At 41.3% G+C, this 25,378-nt stretch carries 30 protein-coding genes; 20 read left to right on the top strand and 10 right to left on the bottom strand.

Annotated elements, in window-relative coordinates:
* Positions 1 to 26 precede the first annotated feature (26 nt).
* The 9 genes from ACPPVU_RS02880 (at position 27) to ACPPVU_RS02920 (ending at position 8,390) form a co-directional block, all read left to right on the top strand.
* Entirely contained in the window at positions 27 to 1,577 is a 1,551-nt protein-coding gene (locus ACPPVU_RS02880) for an HAL/PAL/TAL family ammonia-lyase (RefSeq protein WP_426670190.1), read from the top strand.
* Entirely contained in the window at positions 1,574 to 2,302 is a 729-nt protein-coding gene (gene fabG / locus ACPPVU_RS02885; protein ID WP_426670191.1) for a 3-oxoacyl-ACP reductase FabG, read from the top strand. The genes ACPPVU_RS02880 and fabG overlap by 4 nt, the downstream gene beginning before the upstream one ends.
* A gap of 3 nt (positions 2,303 to 2,305) precedes the next feature.
* Entirely contained in the window at positions 2,306 to 2,725 is a 420-nt protein-coding gene (locus ACPPVU_RS02890) for a 3-hydroxyacyl-ACP dehydratase (RefSeq protein ID WP_426670192.1), read from the top strand.
* 9 nt (positions 2,726 to 2,734) lie between these two features.
* The gene (locus ACPPVU_RS02895; RefSeq protein ID WP_426670193.1) at positions 2,735 to 3,871 is read left to right on the top strand and encodes a beta-ketoacyl synthase N-terminal-like domain-containing protein; all 1,137 of its coding nucleotides are present in this window, start codon (positions 2,735 to 2,737) and stop codon (positions 3,869 to 3,871) included.
* 34 nt (positions 3,872 to 3,905) lie between these two features.
* On the top strand, positions 3,906 to 4,526 hold the full coding sequence (locus ACPPVU_RS02900) for a hypothetical protein (RefSeq protein ID WP_426670194.1): 621 nt from the start codon (positions 3,906 to 3,908) through the stop codon (positions 4,524 to 4,526).
* Positions 4,527 to 4,532: 6 nt separating this feature from the next.
* Positions 4,533 to 5,732: a beta-ketoacyl-[acyl-carrier-protein] synthase family protein gene (locus tag ACPPVU_RS02905; protein ID WP_426670195.1), complete on the top strand. Its 1,200-nt coding sequence runs from the start codon at positions 4,533 to 4,535 to the stop codon at positions 5,730 to 5,732.
* Between the two features lies 1 nt (position 5,733).
* Positions 5,734 to 6,789, top strand: a complete 1,056-nt coding sequence (locus tag ACPPVU_RS02910; RefSeq protein ID WP_426670196.1) for a beta-ketoacyl synthase chain length factor — start codon at positions 5,734 to 5,736, stop codon at positions 6,787 to 6,789.
* An 8-nt stretch (positions 6,790 to 6,797) separates the two neighbouring features.
* Entirely contained in the window at positions 6,798 to 7,172 is a 375-nt protein-coding gene (locus ACPPVU_RS02915; protein ID WP_426670197.1) for a hypothetical protein, read from the top strand.
* A gap of 117 nt (positions 7,173 to 7,289) precedes the next feature.
* Complete coding sequence (locus tag ACPPVU_RS02920; RefSeq protein WP_426670198.1) at positions 7,290 to 8,390, top strand: zinc-dependent alcohol dehydrogenase family protein; 1,101 nt, start codon at positions 7,290 to 7,292, stop codon at positions 8,388 to 8,390.
* Between the two features lie 104 nt (positions 8,391 to 8,494).
* On the opposite strand, the gene ACPPVU_RS02925 is transcribed toward ACPPVU_RS02920, so the two are convergent.
* The 9 genes from ACPPVU_RS02925 to ACPPVU_RS02965 all read right to left on the bottom strand — a co-directional run bounded on the left by ACPPVU_RS02925 (position 8,495) and on the right by ACPPVU_RS02965 (position 15,607).
* Entirely contained in the window at positions 8,495 to 9,025 is a 531-nt protein-coding gene (locus ACPPVU_RS02925) for a hypothetical protein (RefSeq protein WP_426670199.1), read from the bottom strand.
* A 157-nt stretch (positions 9,026 to 9,182) separates the two neighbouring features.
* Complete coding sequence (locus ACPPVU_RS02930; protein ID WP_426670200.1) at positions 9,183 to 9,446, bottom strand: phosphopantetheine-binding protein; 264 nt, start codon at positions 9,444 to 9,446, stop codon at positions 9,183 to 9,185.
* Between the two features lie 64 nt (positions 9,447 to 9,510).
* A complete protein-coding gene (locus tag ACPPVU_RS02935; protein WP_426670201.1) occupies positions 9,511 to 10,791 on the bottom strand; it encodes an ABC transporter permease in 1,281 nt (426 codons plus the stop codon).
* On the bottom strand, positions 10,784 to 11,545 hold the full coding sequence (locus tag ACPPVU_RS02940; protein WP_426670202.1) for an ABC transporter ATP-binding protein: 762 nt from the start codon (positions 11,543 to 11,545) through the stop codon (positions 10,784 to 10,786). Before ACPPVU_RS02940 ends, ACPPVU_RS02935 begins: the two co-directional genes overlap by 8 nt.
* Complete coding sequence (locus ACPPVU_RS02945; RefSeq protein WP_426670203.1) at positions 11,536 to 12,549, bottom strand: BtrH N-terminal domain-containing protein; 1,014 nt, start codon at positions 12,547 to 12,549, stop codon at positions 11,536 to 11,538. The genes ACPPVU_RS02940 and ACPPVU_RS02945 overlap by 10 nt, the downstream gene beginning before the upstream one ends.
* Positions 12,539 to 12,946, bottom strand: a complete 408-nt coding sequence (locus ACPPVU_RS02950; RefSeq protein ID WP_426670204.1) for a hypothetical protein — start codon at positions 12,944 to 12,946, stop codon at positions 12,539 to 12,541. The genes ACPPVU_RS02945 and ACPPVU_RS02950 overlap by 11 nt, the downstream gene beginning before the upstream one ends.
* Positions 12,947 to 13,032: 86 nt before the next feature.
* The gene (locus tag ACPPVU_RS02955) at positions 13,033 to 14,181 is read right to left on the bottom strand and encodes a beta-ketoacyl-ACP synthase III (RefSeq protein WP_426670205.1); all 1,149 of its coding nucleotides are present in this window, start codon (positions 14,179 to 14,181) and stop codon (positions 13,033 to 13,035) included.
* A gap of 2 nt (positions 14,182 to 14,183) precedes the next feature.
* Positions 14,184 to 15,083: a hypothetical protein gene (locus ACPPVU_RS02960; protein WP_426670206.1), complete on the bottom strand. Its 900-nt coding sequence runs from the start codon at positions 15,081 to 15,083 to the stop codon at positions 14,184 to 14,186.
* Between the two features lie 35 nt (positions 15,084 to 15,118).
* Entirely contained in the window at positions 15,119 to 15,607 is a 489-nt protein-coding gene (locus tag ACPPVU_RS02965; RefSeq protein WP_426670207.1) for a hypothetical protein, read from the bottom strand.
* A 249-nt stretch (positions 15,608 to 15,856) separates the two neighbouring features.
* On the opposite strand from ACPPVU_RS02965, the gene ACPPVU_RS02970 reads away from it, so the two are divergent.
* The 7 genes from ACPPVU_RS02970 (at position 15,857) to ACPPVU_RS03000 (ending at position 20,499) form a co-directional block, all read left to right on the top strand.
* Complete coding sequence (locus ACPPVU_RS02970) at positions 15,857 to 16,666, top strand: SDR family oxidoreductase (RefSeq protein ID WP_426670208.1); 810 nt, start codon at positions 15,857 to 15,859, stop codon at positions 16,664 to 16,666.
* A gap of 89 nt (positions 16,667 to 16,755) precedes the next feature.
* Positions 16,756 to 17,016, top strand: coding sequence for a hypothetical protein (locus ACPPVU_RS02975; RefSeq protein WP_426670209.1), 261 nt, complete (start codon positions 16,756 to 16,758; stop codon positions 17,014 to 17,016).
* 3 nt (positions 17,017 to 17,019) lie between these two features.
* Positions 17,020 to 17,481, top strand: a complete 462-nt coding sequence (locus tag ACPPVU_RS02980; protein ID WP_426670210.1) for a 3-hydroxyacyl-ACP dehydratase FabZ family protein — start codon at positions 17,020 to 17,022, stop codon at positions 17,479 to 17,481.
* Positions 17,478 to 18,749, top strand: a complete 1,272-nt coding sequence (locus ACPPVU_RS02985; RefSeq protein ID WP_426670211.1) for a beta-ketoacyl-[acyl-carrier-protein] synthase family protein — start codon at positions 17,478 to 17,480, stop codon at positions 18,747 to 18,749. The genes ACPPVU_RS02980 and ACPPVU_RS02985 overlap by 4 nt, the downstream gene beginning before the upstream one ends.
* The gene (locus ACPPVU_RS02990) at positions 18,749 to 19,003 is read left to right on the top strand and encodes an acyl carrier protein (protein WP_426670212.1); all 255 of its coding nucleotides are present in this window, start codon (positions 18,749 to 18,751) and stop codon (positions 19,001 to 19,003) included. The genes ACPPVU_RS02985 and ACPPVU_RS02990 overlap by 1 nt, the downstream gene beginning before the upstream one ends.
* The gene (locus ACPPVU_RS02995) at positions 19,003 to 19,659 is read left to right on the top strand and encodes a 4'-phosphopantetheinyl transferase family protein (RefSeq protein ID WP_426670213.1); all 657 of its coding nucleotides are present in this window, start codon (positions 19,003 to 19,005) and stop codon (positions 19,657 to 19,659) included. Before ACPPVU_RS02990 ends, ACPPVU_RS02995 begins: the two co-directional genes overlap by 1 nt.
* A gap of 78 nt (positions 19,660 to 19,737) precedes the next feature.
* Positions 19,738 to 20,499, top strand: a complete 762-nt coding sequence (locus ACPPVU_RS03000) for a PIG-L deacetylase family protein (RefSeq protein ID WP_426670214.1) — start codon at positions 19,738 to 19,740, stop codon at positions 20,497 to 20,499.
* Between the two features lie 108 nt (positions 20,500 to 20,607).
* On the opposite strand, the gene ACPPVU_RS03005 is transcribed toward ACPPVU_RS03000, so the two are convergent.
* Positions 20,608 to 20,889 (bottom strand): DUF7710 domain-containing protein, encoded by a 282-nt coding sequence (locus tag ACPPVU_RS03005; protein WP_426670215.1) that lies wholly within the window; start codon positions 20,887 to 20,889, stop codon positions 20,608 to 20,610.
* Between the two features lie 110 nt (positions 20,890 to 20,999).
* Here ACPPVU_RS03005 and ACPPVU_RS03010 point away from each other — a divergent pair, with 110 nt between their 5' ends.
* The 4 genes from ACPPVU_RS03010 (at position 21,000) to ACPPVU_RS03025 (ending at position 25,378) form a co-directional block, all read left to right on the top strand.
* The gene (locus ACPPVU_RS03010) at positions 21,000 to 21,272 is read left to right on the top strand and encodes a hypothetical protein (RefSeq protein WP_426670216.1); all 273 of its coding nucleotides are present in this window, start codon (positions 21,000 to 21,002) and stop codon (positions 21,270 to 21,272) included.
* A 327-nt stretch (positions 21,273 to 21,599) separates the two neighbouring features.
* The gene (locus tag ACPPVU_RS03015; protein WP_426670217.1) at positions 21,600 to 22,241 is read left to right on the top strand and encodes a (2Fe-2S)-binding protein; all 642 of its coding nucleotides are present in this window, start codon (positions 21,600 to 21,602) and stop codon (positions 22,239 to 22,241) included.
* On the top strand, positions 22,238 to 23,218 hold the full coding sequence (locus tag ACPPVU_RS03020) for an FAD binding domain-containing protein (RefSeq protein ID WP_426670218.1): 981 nt from the start codon (positions 22,238 to 22,240) through the stop codon (positions 23,216 to 23,218). The genes ACPPVU_RS03015 and ACPPVU_RS03020 overlap by 4 nt, the downstream gene beginning before the upstream one ends.
* Before the next feature lie 6 nt (positions 23,219 to 23,224).
* Positions 23,225 to 25,378 carry a xanthine dehydrogenase family protein molybdopterin-binding subunit gene (locus ACPPVU_RS03025; protein ID WP_426670219.1) on the top strand — a complete coding sequence of 718 codons (2,154 nt, stop codon included), beginning with the start codon at positions 23,225 to 23,227 and terminating at the stop codon, positions 25,376 to 25,378.

Below are 25,378 nucleotides of genomic sequence, written 5' to 3' on the forward strand. Positions count from 1 at the left end.
GTTGATAAAATAAATATTTTTTGCCCATGATAAGTGTTGGACAAAGTGCGCTTTCTTTAGATGATTTTTCTGAACTGATATTTAAACACAAGGAAGTTGCTTTAGATAAAGCGGCTTTAAATAAGGTTAATACTAACTACGAATTTCTTAAAAAATTCTCCTCGCATAAGCTGATCTACGGTATAAACACCGGCTTTGGACCGATGGCCCAATACAAGGTAAACGAGGAAAACATACTACAACTTCAATATAACCTGATCCGCAGCCATTCTTCCGGTAGTGGCAAACTGATGCCTGCACAATTGTCAAAGGCTTTGATGATTGCCCGGCTGAACAGCTTTATGCAGGCTTATTCAGGTGTGCACACCGATGTGGTCGAGTTGCTGAAAGAGATGATCAATAAAGAGATCTGCCCCTGCATTTATGAACACGGCGGCGTAGGTGCAAGCGGCGACCTGGTTCAACTGGCACATTTGGGCCTTGTATTGATCGGCGAAGGCGAGGTGATATTCGAGGATGCAGTTCATCCTACTATTGAGATATTCAATAAATTTAATATTAAACCGCTTTCCATTCATATCCGTGAGGGACTGGCTATTTTGAACGGCACCTCGGCTATGACGGGTATAGGGATGCTCAACATTCTGCAGGCAAGAAAACTTTTAAGCTGGTCCGTTTTGTTTTCGGCGATGATCAATGAAGTTGTTGAAGCATTTGACGACCATTACTCGCACGAGCTGAATATTGTAAAGCGTCATAAGGGCCAGAATAAGATCGCTGAGATCATGCGTGATATTTTGAAAGACAGCAAAATGATCCGCGACCGGTCGGAACATCTTTATAACCCGGAAAATCTTGACCAGGAAGTTTTTGAAGATAAAGTACAGGAATATTATTCGTTGCGCTGTGTAACACAGGTTTTAGGGCCGATTTATGACACCATAAGTCAGGCAGAAAATGTAGTGGTAAACGAGTTGAACTCGGTAAATGATAACCCGGTGATCGACCATGAAAATCATAATATTTTCCATGGCGGTAATTTTCATGGCGACTATGTTTCGTTGGAAATGGATAAGCTGAAAATTGCCATCACCAAATTATCCATGCTGGCCGAAAGGCAGCTGAATTACCTGTTAAATAATAAGCTGAACCAAAAATTTCCACCTTTTGTGAATTTGGGTGTACTTGGGCTTAATTTTGGGATGCAGGGGATGCAGTTTACTGCTACTTCAACCGTTGCGGAAAATCAAACATTGTCTTTCCCGATGTATGTTCATAGTATTCCAAACAATAACGACAACCAGGATATTGTAAGCATGGGCTGTAATGCCGCGCTGATGACAAAAAGAGTGATCGATAATTCGTTTGAAGTACTGGCTATCCATTTGATGACCATTTTGCAGGCGATCGATTACCTGGAATGCGAGGATAGGTTATCGTCAATTTCGAGATCGCTTTATGATAAGGTGAGGGTGATATTTCCAAAATTTGTAGAGGATCAACCACGATATAAAGAAATGGCCAGGGTGAAAGATTTTCTTGAAAATTCTGATCACATATTTGCTTTCAAAAAATGAAGTGTGCATTAATTACCGGCGGCTCAAGAGGCATAGGGAAGGCTATTTGCATCAAAATGGCTTCGTTGGGATATTATGTGCTGATCAATTATAAAAGTAACCTGGAAGAGGCCAATAATACGCTCGCACAAGTTATGCTGGCGGATGGTAATGGAGAACTGCTACAGTTTGATGTAGCTAATAAAGAGCAGATAAAACAAGTATTGGGTGGGTGGATAGAAGCTAATCCGGAAAAGCATATAGAAGTTTTAGTAAACAACGCCGGTATACGCGATGACAGCCTGATGGCCTGGATGGGAGAAGAGCAATGGGATCATGTGCTTAAAACTAATCTCGACAGCTTTTTCTATGTTACCCGTTTGATACTGAGCGATATGCTTGCTCAAAAGTATGGACGCATTATTAATGTGGTATCCCTTTCGGGAATAAAAGGATTGGCGGGGCAAACTAATTATTCCGCAGCAAAAGCAGGGGTAATTGGTGCTACAAAAGCATTGGCTCAGGAAGTGGGGCGACAAGGAATTACCGTTAATGCCCTGGCACCTGGATTTATCAAAACAGACATGACCGAAGGCCTTGACGAAAAAGAATTAAAAGCGCTGATCCCGGTAAAACGTTTTGGCTTGCCTGAGGAAGTGGCTCATGCTGCAGCTTTTTTTGCATCGCCTGAGGCTGCTTATATTACCGGGCAGGTACTATCTGTAAATGGAGGTTTATACACTTAAAATATGATGCTTCCGGTAGAAAATATTATTCCGCTTATCCCGCAAAAACCACCCTTTGTAATGGTGGGCAAGCTGCTTTATACAGATGCGGAGCTAACGCGCAGTAGTTTTACGGTAAATGGCGATAACGTTTTTGTTAAAGATAGCCTGTTCCAGGAAGCGGGGTTGATGGAGAACATTGCACAAACAGCAGCATTACGAGCTGGATATTTAGCGCAAATTGAAGATAAGCCTGTGGCGGTAGGTTATATAGGCGCGGTAAGCAGTTTTGAAATATTCGACCTGCCAAAAGTAGATGATGAGATCATCACCGAGATCACTGTCGAAAACCAGATATTTGATATCACTGTACTTTCCGGCAAGGTTTGGCTCAACGAAAACTTAATGGCCAAATGCGAAATGAAATTGTTTATCAGTAAATAATCTACCGGGATGAAGGAGCAGGATGTGTTTGTTGTTGCTGATAATGTATTGTCGCCCTTTGGAAAAACCACTACTGAAAACTTTGATCTGCTAAAGCAAAACAAATCAGGCGTAAAACAGTATCAGGATACATCCATTTCGTCACAGGCTTTTTATGCTTCTCTTTTTGAAAAGGACGAAGTATTGGTTCCCGCTAACGACCATAAATACACCAAATTTGAGCAATTGCTTATTGCATCTATTATTGATTCTTTAAAAGATAGCGGAATAGACGCGAAAGACAATAAAACCATACTTATCATTTCCTCAACCAAAGGAAATATAAGCCTGCTCGAAACTGAAGAAAACACGCCCGAATTAAAAAAGCGAATAGCACTATCAACTTCAGCAAAATTGGTTGCTGAGTATTTTGGATTCGTCAATCAGCCCATTATTATTTCTAATGCCTGTATTTCGGGCGTAATGGGAATAATTACAGGGATGCGGCTATTAAGATTAGGTCAATATGAAAATGTTGTGGTTGTGGGAGCCGATGTGATATCGAAATTCATCCTGTCGGGTTTTGAATCCTTTCAGGCCCTTAGCCCGCAGGTATGCAGGCCCTTTGATCAATCACGGGATGGATTAAATTTAGGCGAGGGCGCAGGAACAATTATCTTATCGACCAATAAAAAATACGCGCAAAATATAAAAGTGCGTGGGGGCTCGGTGAGCAATGATGCTAATCATATATCGGGCCCATCACGTACAGGACAGGAATTGAGCTATGCTATTAACAGTTCAATAAAAGATGCCGGCCTGTCGGTGACGGACATTGATTTTATTTCAGCACACGGAACGGCTACTGTTTATAATGACGAAATGGAAGCTAATGCCATTGCTTTATCGGGTTTGCAAGCTGTGCCACTGAATAGTTTGAAAGGCAACTACGGGCATACTTTAGGTGCGGCCGGATTGATCGAATCGATCATATCTATTCAATCTTTAAAACAAGGATTGGTTTTGGCAACTCCGGGATTTCAGGAAATTGGAGTTACTCAAAAAGTGAACGTGATCGCATCACCATTGCAGATCGAAGCAACCAACTTTATTAAAACAGCTTCGGGGTTTGGAGGTTGTAATGCAGCGGTGGTATTTGGTAAATAATAGATTATTTTTGAGCTAAGGTAAAGGATTAACATTGCTGGCAGAAAACTATATAACAAGCAGTTGCAAAATAGACGGTGGGGCTGTTTTTAAGGATGGACAACGCATCTTTGAAAACAAGGGCGTTGAAGTAAATGATTTTTTGCTTTTGATTTACCAACATTTCCATTTGAATTATCCGAAGTTTTATAAAATGGATAATTTGAGCAAGCTGGGTTGGTTAGCTTCTGAAATATTAATAAAGGATAGCTTTAAGAAAGACAACTATCAACCGGAGGTAGTGGGGGTAGTTTTAGCCAACAGCAACTCAAGCCTGGACGATGATATTAAGTATTTTGATTCGGTAAAGGATATTGCCAGTCCGTCGTTGTTTGTTTATACGCTGCCAAATATTGTGATTGGTGAGATCTGCATCCGGAACCATTTTAAAGGCGAGCATGCATTTTTTATACAGGATAATTTTGATGCCACATTTATAGTACAGCAGGTAAAATATCTTTTGGATAATAATATTTTAAAAGCTTGTATTTGTGGTTGGGTAGATGTTTTGGAACAGGACTATAAGGCCAGTTTATTTTTAGTTGAAAAGCAAAAGAGCGAAAACCTCCTTTCATTTTTAGCTGAAAATATGGATAACATTTTTAAAGATAGTTAACGGAATATGGATTCATCAGTGTATGTAGCGGGTGTTGGTGCGATCTCGGCAATAGGGAATAACGTTGCAGAACACCTGCAGGCGTTTAAGAACGAGAAAGCCGGCATGGGTGATGTTACCATGCTCAATACCATACACAAGGGTGAGCTGCCTGTTGCCGAAGTCAAATTAAGTAATGAGGAACTGTCTGCGATGACTGGTCTGCCCCTGCGGACAAGTCGGACCGCACTTTTAAGCCTTGTTGCCGCTAAAGAAGCATTGTCTGATGCCGCTATCCCAAATTTTGATTCTTTGCGTACAGGGTTTGTTTCTGCAAACAGTGTAGGTGGGATGGATAAGAGTGAAGATTTTTTTGTCGAGTTTTTGGCCGATAACAGTAAGGGCAAATTAAGAAATATATTTGATCATGAATGCGGCAGTAAAACTGAGATAGTTGCCGATCATTTAGGTATCACCGATTATATGACCACCATCAGCACAGCCTGCTCCTCATCTGCCAATGCCATTTTTTATGGAGCAAGACTAATCAGGAATAACGTGCTCGATGTAGTGATTGCCGGGGGAACAGACTCTTTGACCAAATTTACGCTGAACGGTTTTAATACCCTTATGATCTTAGACAAACACTTTTGCAAGCCTTTTGATGAAAATAGAGAAGGACTGAACTTAGGTGAAGGTGCCGGTTATTTGGTATTGGTATCTGATAGGGTAGCAAAAACTTTGGTTGAAGATCCTTATTGCGTACTAAGCGGTTACAACAACAGCAACGATGCTTATCATCAAACGGCCTCTTCGCCGGATGGTACAGGATCATACCTGGCGATGAAAGGGGCATTAAAAAAAGCGGGTTTAGAACCATCAGATATTGATTATATCAACCTCCATGGCACGGGTACACCCAATAACGATAGTGCTGAAGGGACCGCTATTAAAAGAATATTCGATCCTGAATATCCACTAATGAGCTCGACCAAATCATATACCGGGCACACTTTGGGTGCAAGCGGTGGGATTGAGGCAGTGTTTTCGGTACTGGCTATTAAGCATCATATTATTTATCCTAATCTCAGGTTCGAAACGCGCATGAGCGAATTGCCTTTTGAGCCGGAAACAGAATTTTTGACCGGTCAGGACATTAAGCACGTAATGTCGAACTCATTCGGATTTGGCGGAAATTGTACATCTTTAATATTTTCGGCGATCTGATATGAAGATATACATCCGCTCATCCTCCTGCATTTCACCGCAGAATACATTCGGTAACGAAGGTTTTTTGACAGATATAATCGAATATACCGATACGCGCCTGAAAGCTATTGAGCCTGATTATAAAGAATTCATCGACCCAAAACAGATACGCAGGATGAGTCACGTGATCAAGATGGGCGTTGCGGCAGCAAAGGATTGTTTAAACAAAGGCAATACAGAAATGCCCGATGCAATTATTACGGGGACAGCCTTTGGTTGCCTGGAAGATACCGTTACCTTTTTAACCCGTATGGTGGAGCAGGATGAAGAACTACTGCCGCCTACTGCCTTTATACAATCTACCCATAACACAGTAGCGGCACAGGTAGCGCTGATGCTTAAATGTCATGGATACAATAACACCTTTGTACATAAAGGTATTTCGTTTGAAAGTGCTTTGTTTGATGCGATCATGCTATTGAACGAGCAGGACGCAGATAATATATTAGTGGGCGGAACGGAAGAAATGGTGGACGCCAGCTTTAAAGTTTTAACCCGGTTAGGATTATACAAATGTCAGCCGGTTTCAAATCTACAGCTTTATACTGAGGAGTCAAGAGGTACTATCGGTGGCGAAGGCGCTGTATTTTTCCTGCTGACTGACAAGACATCCGATAATAATCTGGCTCAGCTGACAGCCATCAAAACACTTTATAAACCAAAGAATATCGAAGAAAACATTATCGCTTTCCTTGCCGAAAATTCATTGAAAATTAGTGATATTGACCTTGTGGTCACAGGACGTAACGGCGATACCCGGAACGATGAGGTTTATAAAAATTTCGGAAATACTTTATTTAGAAGTAGTTCACTCGCAAATTATAAGCACCTTTGCGGGGAGTATTCAACATCATCGTCATTTGCTTTGTGGCTGGCGGCTAATATTATAAAAAAGGGTATAGTGCCGGAGGTAGTTATTGAGAAGAATATCAATTTAACTGCCCCCAAAAGAATATTGATCTATAATCACTATCAAAATAAATATCATTCATTAATGCTGATCTCGGCTATTTAATTCACTTTATGCCTTCTATAACTAACGACTTGTTCAGCATTGATAAAGTAATCCATGAGGATGGCGCGATATCGGTAATACTCAGCATTAATCCTGATAGCGAAATTCTCAAAGGCCATTTCCCAGGCCATCCTGTAGTGCCAGGCGCTTGCATGCTACAGGTAGTGAAAGAAGTTTTAGAAAATGCATTGAATCATCCTGTCAGGCAAAAAAAGGCTGATCAGCTTAAATTCATGATCATGATAGACCCGACAAAGACATTGACCGTAGCTTTGGACATTACCTATAAAAAAGCTGAAGATGATAGCATTGTTGTTACTGCTAAATTAAGCAATCCTGATGCTTTGTACTTTAAATTCCAGGGAAGTTTTGTGAGGATATAAAATCATCTGATTATATACTGCGCTCGTCTTTATTAACGATGGTGGACATTTACTAGAAACAGTTATCACTTCTCGTTTGTATTATAGTTTCCTTCTCAACATTAAAATCATAGTATTATGGAAACATTAGTGCATCCTGAACCTGATAAAAAGTCAGCAGAAGAAACATCAGCTCAATTTATGAAGGCATTGGTTTATCATGGGCCGGGGAAAAAATCCTGGGAAGAAAAACCAAAACCCACGCTAAAGAAATCAACCGATGCGATAGTAAAAATTCTGAAAACGACTATTTGCGGCACTGACCTTCATATTATGAAAGGCGATGTGCCGGAGGTTACTGACGGGCGGATAATAGGTCATGAAGGGGTTGGCATAATAGAAGAGGTTGGCAACGGCGTAAGTAATTTTAAAAAGGGCGACCATGTGCTGATATCCTGTATTACCTCATGCGGTAAGTGCGAGTATTGTAAGAAAGGCATGTATTCGCATTGTGAAGATGGCGGGTGGATACTGGGCCATATGATTGATGGCACACAGGCTGAATATGTAAGGATACCTCATGCAGATAACAGTCTTTATCCTATTCCTGCCGGTGCAGACGAAGAAGCGCTGGTGATGCTTAGCGATATTTTACCTACCGGCTTTGAGTGCGGTGTTTTAAATGGCCGCGTAAAACCGGGCGATACGGTAGCTATTGTGGGTGCAGGACCGGTAGGTTTGGCCGCATTGCTCACTGCTCAATTTTATTCGCCGGCTGAAATTATTATGATCGACCCGGACGATAACCGGCTGGCTGTTGCAAAGCAATTTGGCGCAACCCAAACCATTAATAACAGCAGCGTTGATGCCATCGAAAAGATCAAAAGTCTGACAAACGGAAAAGGCGTTGATACAGCTATAGAGGCCGTAGGCATACCGGCAACATTTGAATTATGCACATCCATTATTGGTCCCGGTGGTACTGTTGCTAATGTAGGGGTGCATGGGAAAAGTATAACGCTGCATTTAGAAACGCTTTGGTCCCAAAATATATCCATCACTACCCGGCTTGTGGATACGGTGACAACCCCGATGCTATTAAAAACCGTTCAGTCGAAAAAATTACAGCCAAAACAACTAATCACCCATCATTTCAGGTTAGACCAGGTAATTGAGGCATATGAAACATTCGGGAACGCGGCGAAGGAAAAAGCGTTGAAAGTGATATTGACGAATTAAAAACTCTGAAACACCAAAGGGGGAGCAAAATTGACACTTTGCTTCCCTTTTCACAAATTTTTAAATTCAGTGATCGCAGACGAGCGTAAGAGCGGTAAAACTAACTAATTCCCTTTAGCCCCTAATCCAGCTTTGCCAGCACGAATCACGTCATAGGCTTCCATCACATAGAATGTTTTATCTTGAATTCTGGTTGTACGTACCAAAAAGTCTTCGTTTCCCTTTTCATAAACGGTTTCAGCAGGATCTGAATTAGCTTCTTCCAGTTTTTTAAACCCCATTTTAAGAGCGTCATTTAATGTTTTTAAATACAGATCATTTGAATACGTGATATACATTGCTATTGTTATTTGGTCTTTCACCACTATAATACAATAGCTATCAGTCGCCTGTGGAATTTTATACTTTATAAGCATCGCTTCATATCCTCCCATATCTTTATTGCTACGGCTAACCAAATTGTACTTTTTATTTATAAAATAGCTATTAGCCTCTGCAGGAGAAATATTTTCTATACCTAACATTTGGGTAACCAAATTGCTCTCATCAATCTTGGTCGTATTCTGAGCATATGTATTAAGGGCTACAATCATAAAAAATGCACTAGAGAGATGCAATTTGGTTATTAAGTTCATGATAAAAGTTTGGGTTTTATTAACAATAAAGGTATGGAAACTCTGTATAAGTTACAGCTTTTGTTCGAAGCACGTGTTGGCGACAAATCCTACTCATATTAAGCATTTGGCACAGACGAGCCACATAATAACTAATCTCTGATCACTAATTAACTAATCACTTCACCCCGTGCTTCTCAATATAATCCGCCATCGAATTAATATCTACCAATACTTTACGGCCTTCCTTAGGATCTTGTATGGTTATGCCGTATTCCCTTTTCAGCAATACGATCAGTTCCAGTGAATCAATAGAATCCAGTCCAAGGCCATCGCCAAATAATGGTTCGTCATCTTTTATATCTGCAGGGGTAAGATCGGTCAGGTTTAAAAATAATATGATCTGGCTTTTCAGCTTTTCTTTCAATTCGGTGTTACTCATGGTAATTATTTATGGCTAACGATTAAACATTTGTTAAATCCTTTCAATCGCTAAATCGTGTCAATTATATTAAATTTTTTCGTTTCAATCCTAAAAAGGTTATGAATTGTAATACGAGGGTGATCAATACCAAAGGTACAAGGTAATTCATTACGTCGGTTAGTTTGCCGCCTTCGAGAAATAGGCCGTAATAAGCCTGCAGGCACCAGTGCATCGGCGAAAAATCAGCAACGGTTTTTAATGAGGTGTCCATAGCAAAACTTGGCACCATTAAACCACCAATAGCTGCCAGTATCACAATGGATATTGCCCCGAAACCATTGCTTTGCTCCTGTGTTTTGGAGAAAACGCCAACACAAATGGCATAACTTACCGCGCACCAGCCGCAAATAATAGTTACGATGAGCAACCCAAATACATCAATAGGCACATTTAACGGCGGCAGCCCCACCAGGGGGAAAACAAATATGCCTAAAGAAAATATCACAGCTGCCTGTAATACGGTAACTGTCACGTAAGTGATCTGCTTGGATAGTAGCCCTACGGCATAATTGGTTGGCAATGTTTTTAACCGGACAAAACTGCCGTTTGTTTTTTCTTTGACCACACTGCCCCCTAACGACATGATCACAAAGAACATGGCAAAGATGGTCCATGATGGTACATTATGTTGTGCCGCGTTGGGAGTGCGTAAGCTTCCATTTTTTGAGACCGGAATTTCATTGATGGATGCTTTATTATTCAGCATTTCGTTCTCCAAATTGGTGGGTAATTGCTTTTCATTGATAGAGAAGTAGAGACTGCGTAAGGTTTCCCTGCTCTCCACCAGTTGTAAGGCACTCCGTAAGCCGCCTTGTACTGATAAACGTAATTGTTCCTGTAAAATCGGGTTGTAGTATAAAGTTAAAGGATCAATTTCACCGGGGTCCTTTTGGACAGAATCGGCCTGTAAGCCAAAACTGACCAGCGCTTTCCCGGCTACATTTTTGGCTTTGGCTTTTACTTTTCGCGTAAAATCATCAGGAATGGTCACAGCCACTAGTACATCTCTTTGTTTCATGGAATCGGATACGAATTTGGTATCCTGATTTTTTGGCAATTGGTATACTTTAAAAAGGCCGATTTTATTAATAGATTCAATCAACTGCGTGCCTGATTCCCCGGTATCCCGGTTGATTATCAAAACCGGCAATTTGTTTTTGTTGATCATCTGGAACGTGCTTTCCTGGATGTCCGTTACCACAAAAACCAGTATAACAGGCATCACAAACATCAGGGCAAGCCCGATGCCGTCCCTGCGCAGCACCCTGAAGTCTTTTATTATGGTGGCCCAAAGTTTAAACATCGTTCCTGTAAGCTTTACCGGTTAAATTCAAAAACAGATCTTCGAGACTCTCCTGGCGGTGTTCCCTGAGCAATTCTGTTAAACTATCCTGCACTATTATTTTGCCCTCATCAATCAAAGCCATTTCTGCACACAGGTCTTCGGCTTCGCTTAATTGGTGCGATGTGTAAATCAGTGTGGTGCCGTTTTTATTTAATTCAAGCAGATAGTTGATAATGGCGTGGCGGGTTTGAACGTCTACACCTACGGTGGGTTCGTCCAATATTAAAATTGCAGGATTATGTATCACGCCAATGGCCAGATTAACACGGCGTTTCATACCTCCGGAGAATTTTTCTACGGCTTTATTCCGTACATTCTCTAAGCCTAATATATGAAGCAACTCGTTGGTCCTGGTTTTTATCTGTTGCCTGTTTAACCCGGACCATGCTCCGAAAAATTCCAGGTTTTCAACCGGGCTCAGCTCCTGATAGAACGAGAAATCCTGCGGTACAAAGCCGAGCAGTTTATTCACTTCCTTGTCTTTTTTGCGGATATCAAGCCCTAATAAATGAATACTGCCTTCATCAGCAGAAAGCAAACCTGTCATCAGGCTAAGCAAAGTGGTCTTACCAGCGCCATTTGGTCCGAATAAGCCAAAACGCTGACCCCTCCTTACCTTTAAATTAAGCCCGGAAAAGGTAACGCCGTCGTCGCCCGGGTAATGAAATCCCAGGTTTTCAACGTTTACCGCTAATTCATCACTTAAGCCCATTTTATTTTCTTTAGAGCCAGGAAAGCATTTTTCTCCAATTCAGATATTTCAATTAAATAATCACCCATCTGGTCAAAATCTTCCTGGCTGCCCAATCTTCCTTTATATATCCCTGCAGCATGTACGGCTGCAGTGCGCCAAAGGTCGCCTGATTGTGTAAATATTTTTGAAATTTCCAATAATTCCTCTTTCTGCAAATATGCATAGGCCTCCTGTAAAAAGGCTGCATAAATATACCGGAAACCGCCCCCGCCTGTACCTATCTCCTCTTGCATGCGCACCAATTGTGCCAAATAGGAGCCTGCTTTTTGCAGCCCCAGTTTATCGCGCCAGCCTTTTATCTTTTTGCCTGTATATTTAATGCCTTTTACACCTGCAAAATTACCGGGTATGCGCAGCATCTGGTTCACGTTGTTTTTTATTCCGCTGATGATTGCTTTCTTTATTTGCTCATCAGTAATTATCTTATCGTTCTTTGGGTAATATAATTGCCCTTTGGGCGCAAGCGCACCTTTGGCAAAGCGTACCCGTTCCAGTTCATAACTGGTGAGTTTGGTAGGTGTTTCCATCACCGGGTCGCTGATGAGGTAATTATCATCCTCTTTACCAAAAACGATAAGGTTATGTGCGTTAAAATGAAAACGATACTCGCGCGGGAAATAGGAAAGGTAGTAGACCCCAACCTGACAACCAACAGGATGTCCTTCTTCCAAACGATCTTTTAAATAGCTTTCGGCCTGCTCTTTTGAGTTGAATTTTTTACGGACAACTGGTATGCCTAAAGCATTGCAGGTTCTTTTAAAGATCAACCCCGGGAACGTACGGAAAGCAATAGCAGGCCCGTTATTTATTTTGATAAGCGGGATATAACAGAAAAACAAACCCGCGCCGATACCAAAGGCTAATGGCTCAGTGATCTTATTTTGAGAGCTTTCGCGTAATAAACTGCTGGTAACCCCTGATTCGCAATGTGCCGATTGGTGGTGTTCAAAATCAAGCTTCATGCACTGTCATGGTTTTTAAGTCTTCCACCTTTACATTAAAGGCTTCAGCGTATTTTTGTAGTTTTTTGTCTGATAATTTATTGAACACGTCTGGTTTTAAATGTCTTTTTATCTGCCATTTCCAAAAGCCGGTATAATCTGATAAAATGCTGATATCCATTAAGCGATATTCCATAAAAAATAAAAGCGGACTGGCTTCTCCGTTCAGTACCTGTTGTTTGGCTTTGGCTATGCGCTCCTCAACATCTTTCCAGGCAACATCCAAAGCATTGATCTTCACATCCCAGCCGCTGCTGAGTTCGGTCACATATTTGCCCGAACTATCGGTTGCGTAGCAAACCTCTTTTGTGATCTTTCCGAGCGAGCTCATATCCTGTGGCACATTTTCCTTCTTCATATTGACACGATTAAGTGATTTTATGGATTAACTGGATTGCTTGTCCTGCTTAACTAATCACTGGTCTCCAGTCACTGATCACTAAATTAACAAACCGTCAGCATCGCATACATATACGAGAAACGGGCACTTTCCGGAACCAGCAATAAGAGCCTATTGCCTTTTTTCAATTTACCGCTGTTGAACAATTCATTGATCATCAGGAAAATTGATGCTGCACCCACATTTCCTACGGTATATAAATTGATAAACCATTTCTCGTAAGGGATACCGCCACCGTAGATCTCTACCAGGTCATATATTCTGCTTTTAAAAAAGTCGCTGGAAATATGCGGTAAAAAATAATCTACATCAGCAGCAGTGAGGCCCCTTCTGTCCATTATTTCTTTTATTTTCTTACCGCCGAGGTGTACGATGTTATCGCTCAACAGCGTAATATCTTGCTTTACACTGAATATCGATTTATTCATGATCTCCTCCGGCGTATAATCCATAAAGCCTTTTAGCGAACCATCTTCCACCTTTTCGCCACCCATATACATACAGGTATCCATTTGGTTGGCATAAGAAGCACCCTCTATCCAATCAATGCGCAAGCTTAACCCGTTCTCATTTGGCTTATCAGACATTAAAAATGCCGATGCGCCGTCTGATAACATCCATCTCAAAAAGTCTTTCTGAAAAGCGATGAAAGGGTTTTCTTCCATCTCTTTCAATTTTTGCGCTTCCTCTTCAAATACATCGGATACCAGCAAGCCTGAGAATCTTTCAGAACCGGTTGCAACCGCCAGTTTGGTTTCACCAGATTTGATGGCGAGATAGGCATATTTAATAGCATGCATACCTGCGCAGCATACACCCGAAGGTGAAACTACTTCTATCGATTCAGCCTCGGGCAGCCAGCCGTGTGCCATTACGCCGTGGCTTGGCATTACCTGGTCGGGAGATGAGGTGCCGCATGATAGCAGTTCAATTTCTTTTATTTTTTCAGGATTATCTTTAAACAATTCCTTCACAGCCAGTGCAGTCATCTGCGCATTGGTATGGGTCGACTTGCCATTTTTATCCAAAGCATAATAGCGATTAACAATGCCATTGTTCCGTAATACGATCTTTTTTGATTTGGAAGGCCTGCCGTCGATATAACCCAAATATTCTTCCATCTCGTCATTTGATACGGGATCATTCGGGAAATAGGCTGCGGTAGAATTTATATAAACCTGGTTTGTTGACATAATTATATAACTTGTAAATAGTTCTGTTTTTTAGCTTTTATTCTTTTGGATGAAAATGGTCTTATAAAGATAGCATCTAATATAAGAAGAACGGGTGCGCCAATAAATAAGGCCACGAAAAGGTAATATTTGAACGCCGATATCCAGGGCGCTTTATTTTTCCTTTTGGCAATAAATTTGGCCCAGGCTGCAAAAATAAATTTGGCCTTTCCCTCTATAAACATTAAGGGATATTTTACTACTACTGATTTTTGATCGAGCAGCTCGTGTTGAAGCCCATCCCATTGCCCTGTAAACAAATGAGGGGCGATAATAGTTCCAAATACTTTGGTATTCCTTATGTCTTCTTCGGCTACGCCGGGCTTAGGGAAAACATTCAAATATCGTTCTTTTTTGCCGGTAAGCATCCAGTAAAAAATGGTGATAAAACTTACCGGGTTAGGGTGTTTATCCACCAATGCAATATTGCCTGCCAGGTTGGCCCCGGCATCTTTTAATGATTTTCTAATCCGGTCATAGGCATTCAACCACATATTCCTTCCGGCACTTATAGTAATCACTGGCGTGTCTTTTAAAACAGCTTTAAAAGCCGTGTGATTTAACAATGAATTGGATGGTATACTTGGCGATAAAAACCAGGGCTGATAACCCAAAATGATCAGATCGTATTTTTTTTCTTTCAGTACAAATGGCTGCAGTTCGGTCGGCACACTCAGCACGCAATCAGGCATTACAGCAAAAAAACGATTGCCTGTCCACGGGAAAGTGTATTCGGCAACAGGTTTAATCACCACCTTTTCAACTATCGCACCGGCTTCAGCAATTGGCGCTGTGAATGAATTAATGATCTCGCCCATTTGTCCCGACTGGGTGTAATAAATAGCCAATACTTTTTTATCCATTCTGCGGTAAAGTTAAAAACTATCTCTTTAGGAAGCTAAAAATCTTCCTTATGCAACACTTTTGAATTTTCACAGTAATCCAAAATAGCATGTCGTACAACCGGGGAAAGGTTTCTGAAATTCTTAATCACTATCGCTTTATCTTTTTCTATATCGCTGTGATATTTCACAATCTTGGGGGCATGCTCTTCTATAGCCAATCGCAGAAAATGAAACTCCGTATTATCGTTATCTGCGGATATTGCTGTTTCCAGTTTAATGCGGCCCTGCTTAAAAAAGCTAAGTCTGTCTTTTGGTTTTTTAAGCAACCCGGCTTTTTTCATGAGCAATGCACCTTCATATCCTTCCCTGTCCTTTTCCGGGGCATCTTTGACTGCTTCTAATTCATTATTAACGGTTTCCAGGTTGGCGGATTTCATCACTTCATAAAATTCAGCTTTGTCAAATTTTTGCTGTATTGTTTTGCCTTTTGCCAGGCCGGCTATCGCACAAAAAAACAATGCGAAAACTAATTTCACTCTCATAAAATATACTAAGCAGTACCAAACATAATAAATAATAAACGCCGGGCAAACAGTTAAAAAAGTATTGTAAGTTCAATTTAACAGTAATAATAAACTGTTGTTGTTGTCTTAATATTGCTAACATTATGCTTTAAAACTAATTAACTTTTGTTTACTTTGAGGCTGCAATTTTTTACATGTAATAAATTGCGCTTAAATTTAATACCCCATTAAGACAAGCTAAGGTTATAAAAGTTTAAAAAATTCGAGGTGAGTAAAAACATACCGTTTTCGGGCTTATGGGCTGTTATTTTAGGAGGATCAAGCGGTTTTGGATTTGCTACAGCTGAAAAGCTGGCCCGGGAAGGGATGAATGTCGCGGCACTTTACCGGGAAACTTCCGTTACAGAAAAAGTATTGCTTGAAAAATTCTCTAAGTTGGCTTCAGATAACGGGGTTACTATTTTGCCCTATAATATCAACGCGTTAAATGAGGATGGACGCAGCAAATTCCTGGAAAAATTCAGTGCTGAAAATGGTCTTTCAAATCATAAAGTAAAGTTATTGCTCCACTCTATTGCGAGAGGCAATTTAAAGCCATTAGCAGGTACCGAAGGCGTCAGCGATGTACTTTCTACAGAAGATATTCAATTTACCACCTACGCCATGTCAAATAGTTTACTTGACTGGACAAGAGATATTCTGAAAGCTGAACTTTTTCACCCTGATGCTCGTATTATTGGCCTTACCAGCGAAGGAGCTCATAAATATTGGGATGGTTATGCTGCCGTTTCTATTGCCAAGGCATCACTGGAAAGCCTGGCAAAATATATGGCAGTTGAATTTGCCCCATTCGGCTTGAAAACAAATTTGATACAAGCTGGTATTACGGATACATCTTCGTTAAAAATGATACCGGGCAGTGAAAAATTATTGGAAATAGCCAATACCCGGAATCCGATGGGAAGAATGACACAGCCGGAAGACGTGGCAAACGTGATCTATCTATTATGCACCGATGAAGCCTTCTGGATAAATGGTTCAATAATCCATGTTGATGGAGGAGAACACTGCAGGTAGATGTGCAAATATGCAAATGTGAGGATGGTTTTTGATGTGCAAATATGTGGATGTGCAGATATGCAAATGATTATTTTAATTTAAAAATTATGAACATTTTTTCTTCATCTACACATCTGAAATTCGCACATCGGCACATTGTGGATTCATCTGCACATCTGAAATTCGCACATCGGCACATTGTGGATTCATCTGCACATCTGAAATTCGCACATCGGCACATTGTGGATTCATCTGCACATCTGAAATTCGCACATCCGCACATCGTGGATTCATCTGCACATTTGAAATTTGCACATTGGAGGTTATCATTTGCACATTTGAAATTCGCACATCTGCACATTAAATAAAGTATGTATAAAGATATATTAAACCATTTGCCTTATAAATCGTCTTTTCTTTTTGTAGATAACATTACAGAACTAAATGATAATGGGGTGATTGGTGAATATACCTTAAGGCCGGATTCTTTTTTTTATGAGGATCATTTTGTGGGCAACCCGGTTACTCCGGGAGTAATTATTACAGAAATTATGGCTCAGATAGGTCTTGTGGTGTTAGGTATATTTTTACTGTCGAAAGAAAAAGAATATAGTGATAATCCGGATGAAGCGACATTTCCGTTGTTTACGTCAACAGAAGTTTCTTTTCATAAGATGGTTTTACCGGGTGAAAAAGTAATGGTTATTTCAAAAAAACAATATTTTCGTTTCGGAAAGCTGAAATGCTACGTAGAAATGCTGGACAGCTCCGATAATTTAATTGCAAAAGGCATGTTTTCGGGCATAGTAAAAAGAGTGGATATTAAAAAATGAGCAGGCGCATTGTGGTTACCGGGTTAGGTATTGTATCGCCTAACGGCGTGGGAATTCCCGCTTTTTTAAATGCCATACAAAAGGGAATATCAGGAGTAAGATTTATTCCGCTTTATGAGGAGCTCCACATGAGTTGCCAGGTAGCAGGGCTGCCTGATTTTGAATGGGACAGTTTAAAAAGGTATATTTCTGAAGTTACCTTTTATGGTTTAAAAGGTACCAATATAGGATACGGCATCACTGCCGCAATGGATGCGTGGATTGATGCCGGGCTTAGTTTGGATACCGACGAACCGCGCTGGGAAACCGGCTGCGTTTTTGGTAACAGCACGCCTGATACCCAGGCTATGAAAAATGTAATAAGCCGGGTGGATAACAAGGAAGCCAAAAAATTAGGCTCGCGGGTGGTGGAACAAACGATGAATAGCGGTGTTACCTCTTATATCTCCGGTCGTTTAGGGCTGGGCAACAAAGTGATAACTAATTCATCAGCGTGCGCAACAGGCACACAGGCTATATTAATGGGCTATGAGTATATCAAGCATGGCTATGCTAAACGTATGGTGGTAGGCAGCAGTGAACATGTTGACCCCTACGTTTTCGGCACATTTGATTCGATGCGCGTATTATCCCGGAAATTTAATGATCGTCCTGAACAGGCATCAAGGCCGATGAGTGCTACCGCAGGCGGGTTCGTTCCCGGTTCAGGTGCAGGCGCTTTAATATTGGAAGATCTTGAATTTGCACTTGCCCGCAATGCAACTATTTATGCTGAAGTATTGGGTGGTTCGTCCAATTCGGGCGGGCAACGTGGCGGAGGGTCTATGACGGCCGCAAATTCGGTAGGCGTTGCCAGGTGTATACAGGAGGCTATTGATAATTCGGGCATTAGTCCGAATGATATCGACCTGATAAGCGGGCACCTGACAGCGACAATAGCCGACAAACAGGAGATACACAACTGGAGCAAGGTGTTGGGCCGTAGCGGAAAGGATTTTCCATTGACCAATTCCCTAAAATCGATGGTTGGGCATAGTTTGAGTGCGGCTGGCTCTATTGAGTCGGTGTCATGCGTATTGCAAATTTTACATCAATTTGTGCATCCAAATATTAACTTAGAGGACCCGAATCCTGAAATAACTAACATGGTAAGCATTGATTGTTTACCAACAACTATGATAAAAAAAGAAATTAACCTAGTAGCTAAAGCGAATTTTGGTTTTGGCGACGTTAATTCCTGTTTAATATTTTCAAAATTTAACAACTAATGAGCAGAGAAGACACTTTAAATGAACTTAAAACGGTTATCGCACCTTACACGATTAATAAGGAAATGCTGAATAGCATTAACGATGAAACAGACCTGATAAGGGATTTAAAAATTAATTCGGCCAACTTGGTTGACATTATTATCGACGCAGAGGCTAAATACGATATAGAAATTGACTATGATTCGGCTGATAAAATGATCAACGTAGGTAGCTGCCTTGATGTGATCACCGAAAAAATAAATCAAAAATAATGATCAGCACGGGTAATGATATAATAGCGTTAAAGACTATCAACATTGCCCGCACCAAACAGAAAAATTTTTATCGAAAGATCATTTCTGCTTCAGAAAAAGATCTGTATGACCGTCAGCTTTCAGATCTTCTGCCATTCGATGTTTTTGTGTGGTTATTATGGTCTGTTAAGGAATCGGTTTATAAATATCTGCAAAGAATAACGCCCGAACTGATTTTTTCGCCAACAAGAATTACCATTGATCAGCTTGTTTTGCCGGTGAATAATTTTGTTGGACAGCTTGAAGGCCGGGGTTTTGATGAAGACTCAGCTTACAAAGGTATTGTAAGCTTTGGTGAACACACGCTACATTCACGGTCGGTGATCAATGAGGAATTTATTTTCTCTGTAGTAAATGGTACAGATAATTTCGGGCATATTCGATGGGGCATTCAATTGATCAACTCATCTGATCCCGATGCGCAATCGAAATCTGTAAGGGAGTTTTTAATTAAAAAACTAAGCGCACTGTTCCCCAGCAGTGATTTGATGGTTGACAAAAGTCGGCAGGGTTATCCAATTATACTTAAAGATGGCGTTGAAATTCCATTGCCTGTTTCGCTGGCGCACCATGGTCATTACGTGGGTTATTCAATTGCAGTTCTGGAAGATTAATTACCCGTACAATTCTATTAAGAGGTGTAGCGCTACACTACACTTGGCATTTTCATTAAATATCTTTAATATTATTTCATGGAAACCTCATCTAACAGCCGACGTAATTTTGTTAAAACCACCGCAGCCGGTTTAGGGCTTTTGACATTACCCCAATTATTGCATGCCCAACCGAATGAGCCGGTTACAAAAAAGAAAATTGTTTGTTTCGGCGGCCACCCCGACGACCCTGAAAGCGGTTGCGGAGGAACTTTAGCACGGCTGGCTAATAGTGGTCATGAGGTAACTATTATTTACCTGACCACCGGCGAAGCAGGAATAGAAGGAAAAAGTCATAACGAAGCTGCTGCCATCAGGAAACAGGAGGCGATCAATGCGTGTGTTGTATTAAAAGCAAAACCAGTATTTGCAGGACAGATAGATGGTGCAACCATTATGGATAACGACTGGCTAGCCAAAGTGCAAAAGCTCATTGCTGATGAAAAACCCGATTTAGTGTTTACCCATTGGCCTGTTGATAGTCATAAAGATCACCAGATTGCCAGTTTGCTGATGATACAAACATGGGTACGGTTATCAAAGAAATTTCCATTATACTTTTTTGAGGTATGCACGGGCGAGCAAACGATGATTTTCCGCCCGACGGATTATGTGGATATTTCTGAAACGCAGGAACAGAAGCGCAAATCCGTCTACTGCCACTTAAGCCAGGATCCACCGGGAATTTATGGTTGCGGACATGCTGCTATGGAAGATTTCAGGGGTCGGGAACTGGGTGTAAAAGCAGCCGAAGCTTTTGTGTATATGACCGGTAAAGGGATGGGTTGGGGGATGGATTAAACTAGTGTCGTGTCAATTATGAATTGACGTTTAGTCCTGTCGAAAGTCTGGAGTCAGAAAAGCACAAAATTGACTTGAGACTTACAACTAAAGACTGTTGACTTGACACTAGTCTATCTCTCCATTTTCATAATGAAAGTGTTCTTGACTGGCCGTTGTAAAACTTTGGATGAATGCTGGCTCTCTCTGATTATCTTTTTTAACGTCAAAAAGTTCATTTTCGATGGCCCAATCATAGACCCCTTCATCCAGAGGATATTCTGTTAATACCCCCGTTAAACTGTGTTTCTTAATCCAGTGCCCGGCTTTTTCTAATGTCGTAAAAACTCCACTTGCAAATCGACCTTGTGCCCCATGAAATACCCATACGGTGTTTTTTACATCATTCATTCAATTCTTATAAAAATTAAATCCCCGATTCCCAATCTCCCAGCTAATAAAAACTTAGGTTGACGATCCATGAAATAATTGGTTGCAACTATTTTAGGTTTAGCTATTTTTTGTCACCCAACAATAATAAGCAATTTGATCCTGAAAAGTTGAAAGCTTTAAACATCATTTTGCTTCAAACTTTAGATAATAATGAGTATTGTAATGCATTATATAATATTATAACAGTGAATGCGTCAGGCCAGATTGTTAAAACTGCCACAACAAGCCAAATAAACTGGCAAGCTAATGTAAGCGGTTTATTGCCGGGTACCTATGTTCTGCAGGTTGTTAATAGCAGCGATAACAGTTTAGTGGGCAAAGGCACTTTCGTGAAATTATAAACCGGAACTTTATTTATTAAAAGCTGCTTCGATAAAGCTTTACATAACGGTAAAGCAAAATATCTTTGTAGGTGATAACTTGCAAGGACATTTTTGTTTATGCAGCTAGTCCGCAGAAATATTTATTATCAGCTTATGACTATTTACCTTATTTTGCAAGATCTTATTGAAAGTGATATATAAAATCATGTCTTTGATATTATGTATCTGTATTTTTACTAAACATGTATATATCTCAGCTTGGTTAGCAACAACAATTTTCTTTTATTAGTGTTGTTAAAAAAGTAAAAGTAGTAACTTTAACATTGCCTATTTAATTCAATATCTATGTCAAATAAAAAGCCGTGCATACCGCCGGATGGCGAAGGCAACTCAACAGAAACGCGTCGTGATTTCATCAAGAAGTCTACTTTAATAACTGCTATTGCGTTAACACCGGCAGCTGTTGTTAAAGCCGCCGACGATCAATGGGACGAAAGACTTGCAGACATTTTTGAGAAAGTGCCCGTGCACCTGGAAGTGAATGGTGTCAAACATGATCTTTCTGTCGAACCACGTGTGACACTACTTGATCTGCTACGCGAACAACTTGATCTTACCGGCACTAAAAAAGGCTGTGACCATGGGCAGTGCGGAGCGTGCACGGTGCATGTGGATGGCTACCGTGTTAACTCATGCCTCACTCTCGGCGTAATGGTCAATGGGAAAAAGATTACCACAATTGAAGGCTTGGCAAAAGGAGATCAATTACACCCGATGCAGGAAGCTTTTTTAAAGCACGATGGCTTTCAATGCGGATACTGTACTCCGGGACAGATCATGTCGGCAGTGGCTTGTATTCGCGAAGGACATGCCAATTCGGAACTCGAAATAAGGGAATATATGAGTGGTAACATTTGCCGTTGCGGAGCTTATCCCAACATTGTGAATGCCATACAGGAAGTTAAGAATGGAGGGCAGGAAGTATGAAACAGTTTCAATACGTTCGTGCTTTAACGCAGCAAAGCGTTCTGGAAGCCATCAACAAACCCGGCACAAAGATCATAGCAGGTGGGACTAATTTGGTCGACCTGATGAAACGCGGTGTTACCGCCCCTGATAAACTGATTGATATTAATCATCTGCCATTAAAAAATATTACAGCCACAAAAACCGGAGTTCACATAGGCGCACTGGCTTTAAATAGTGTGGTATCTGAGAATAACCTCATCATTGAAAAACAACCTTTGCTATCTATGGCACTTAAAGCAGGTGCTTCTCCTCAATTGAGAAATATGGCTACTGTTGGCGGCAATATGATGCAGCGAACCCGTTGCACTTATTTTTATGATGTCACCATGCCATGCAATAAACGCGAACCCGGATCGGGTTGTGGCGCTTTAGAGGGTATTAACCGGATGCATGCCATTTTTGGCACAAGCACGCAATGCATAGCTGTGCATCCAAGTGATATGTGCGTTGGCCTGGCGGCCCTTGATGCCAAAGTAGTGATTGCAGGGCACAAAGGCGAAAGACGTATTTCCTTTACCGACTTCCACCGGCTTCCCGGCGATCATCCTGAAATGGATAATAATCTTGGGAAGAATGAAATGATCGTGGCGGTTGAGATACCTGACAATAACTTCGCTAAAAATAGCTATTACCTCAAAGTGCGCGACAGGCAATCCTATGCTTTTGCATTAGTTTCTGTAGCAGCAGCGCTGGATATTGATAATGGGGTTATCCGTAATGCCCGTCTTGCAATGGGTGGTGTGGCACATAAACCCTGGCGGTTGTTTGATGCTGAGAAATCATTGGTGGGTAAATCCGTTTCCGAAGAGAGCTTTAAACAGGCCGCGGAAATTGCTATGCAGGGTGCTAAAGGGTATGAATATAATTCCTTCAAGTTAAAACTGGCTCCGGCAACTATTACCGAAGCATTGAAACATGCCTCAGGCCTAGTTTGATCTGCTATGAAAGAAGGCGCAATCAATAAGGAAGGGTTAAGCCGTATTGACGGTCGATTAAAAGTAACCGGCGCGGCGCGGTATTCAGCAGAATTTACACCTGCCGGAATGGTTTATGGTGTATTAGTAGGTAGTACCATCACTAAAGGCAGCATCAAATTGATAGATACTAAAGCGGCCGAAAAAGCACCGGGCGTTTTAACGGTGATCACGCATTTTAATTGCCCAAAGATTCCGGGATATCAACCAGAAACAGGCAAGCCCGAACCCGAAAAAGGGCCTTATAAATTCTTCTATAATAATAAGATATTGTTTAATGGGCAGCCTGTAGCTGTTGTTGTCGCGGATACTTTTGAACGGGCATTGTTGGCTAGCTCTTTAGTTAAGGTACAGTATAATACCGATAATTACCGTACTAATCTGCGGGCTAACATTGATAAGTCCTTCTCACCTGGTAACGATGGCGAAACGAAACGCGGAAATGTGGATGCCTGGCAAAGTGCGCCTATAAAGTTACAGCAGGAATACGTAATCCCTTCGGAAGTACACAGCCCAATGGAACTCCATTCAATCATAGCACGCTGGGATGCAAATGATAAATTAACTGTCTGGGATAAAACGCAAGGTGTTAAAGACACGCAGGAGAGTATCGCAAATACTTTTAAACTGCCTAAAGAGAACGTGCAGGTCAACTCAAAATTTGTAGGCGGTGCATTTGGTAGCGCCTTGCAGGTTTGGCCACACGAGATTGCTGTAATTATTGCCGCAAAAGTAGTTAAGCGACCAGTTAAGTTGATGCTTTCCCGTGCTGATATGTTCACATCTGTTGGTTATCGACCACATACCTGGCAAAAAATAGGGATAGGGGCTACAGGAGATGGTAAGCTTGTGGGGATCACCCACGAAGCCATAGGACAAACATCGACCTATGAAGATTTTAATGAGGGGCCTACTGGTGTAAGCCGGTCGACCTACGCCTGCGCCAACGTACACACGATCTATAAATTGAATGCGCTTGATATAGGCTCGCCAACATGGATGCGTGGGCCAGGGGAAGCCACCGGTGCATTCGCTTTAGAATCGGCTTTGGATGAGCTTAGCTATGCATTAAATATCGATCCGATCGAACTTCGGCTTAAAAACTATGCAGAAACTGATCCGGAAAGCGGCAAACCATTTTCGAGCAAATATTTGAATGAGGCTTATAAACTCGGCGCTGATCATATCGGATGGAATGACCGCAGTCAAAAACCTGCATCCATCAGTAAAGATGGCTGGCTGGAAGGTTATGGTATGGGCGGAGGCATGTTCGGTGCTTATCGCGATCAGGCTGCCTGTCGTGCTTTAATGATGGTTGACGGTACGTTGCTATTACAAACTTCCGTTAGCGATATTGGCCCCGGTACTGGAACAGCCATGGTAAGTATTGCATCAGAAATGATGGGTATCGATCCGGAAAAGATCAGATTTGAAATGGGCGATTCGTCCCTGCCTTACGCACCATCACAGGGCGGTTCATCAATAACTGCAACGGTAGGGTCAGCTGTGAATGATGCCTGCAAAGATCTGAAGGAAAAATTTCAGCAATTGATCGGAAATGGCGGCTCTGATAAACCTGATTATGTAAAGATTTTGAAAGAACATAATCTATCCAAACTGGAAGCAACAACCGCTTCTAAAGGCGGACCGGAAATGAGTAAGTATGCCATGTACTCATGGTCTGTTCATTTTGTAAAAGTGAAAGTACACCCTGCGACAGGTGTGATTAAAATAGATAGAGTGGTATGTGTTGCCGATTCGGGCCATATTGTAAGCCCTAAAACAGCACGCAGCCAGATAATAGGAGGAGCCATCGGAGGAATAGGCATGGCACTAATGGAAGAGGTGGTAATAGACCATCGTTACGGAAAAGTGGTGAATAACAATTTTGCTGATTATCATGTGCCGGTAAATGCTGATATACCGCAGATAGAAGCCTTATTTGTAAATAAACCCGATCCTTATATTAACCCGATGGGTGCCAAAGGAATGGGTGAAATAGCCCTGATAGGCATGGCTGGTGCCGTAGCCAATGCAGTTTATAACGCAAGTGGAATACGTGTACGTGAGTTGCCAATTACGCCTGACAAGTTAATTATGGCGAAAAATGCACAAGTTTAG

This window comes from Mucilaginibacter sp. McL0603, from assembly GCF_049992945.1.
Lineage (GTDB): Bacteria > Bacteroidota > Bacteroidia > Sphingobacteriales > Sphingobacteriaceae > Mucilaginibacter.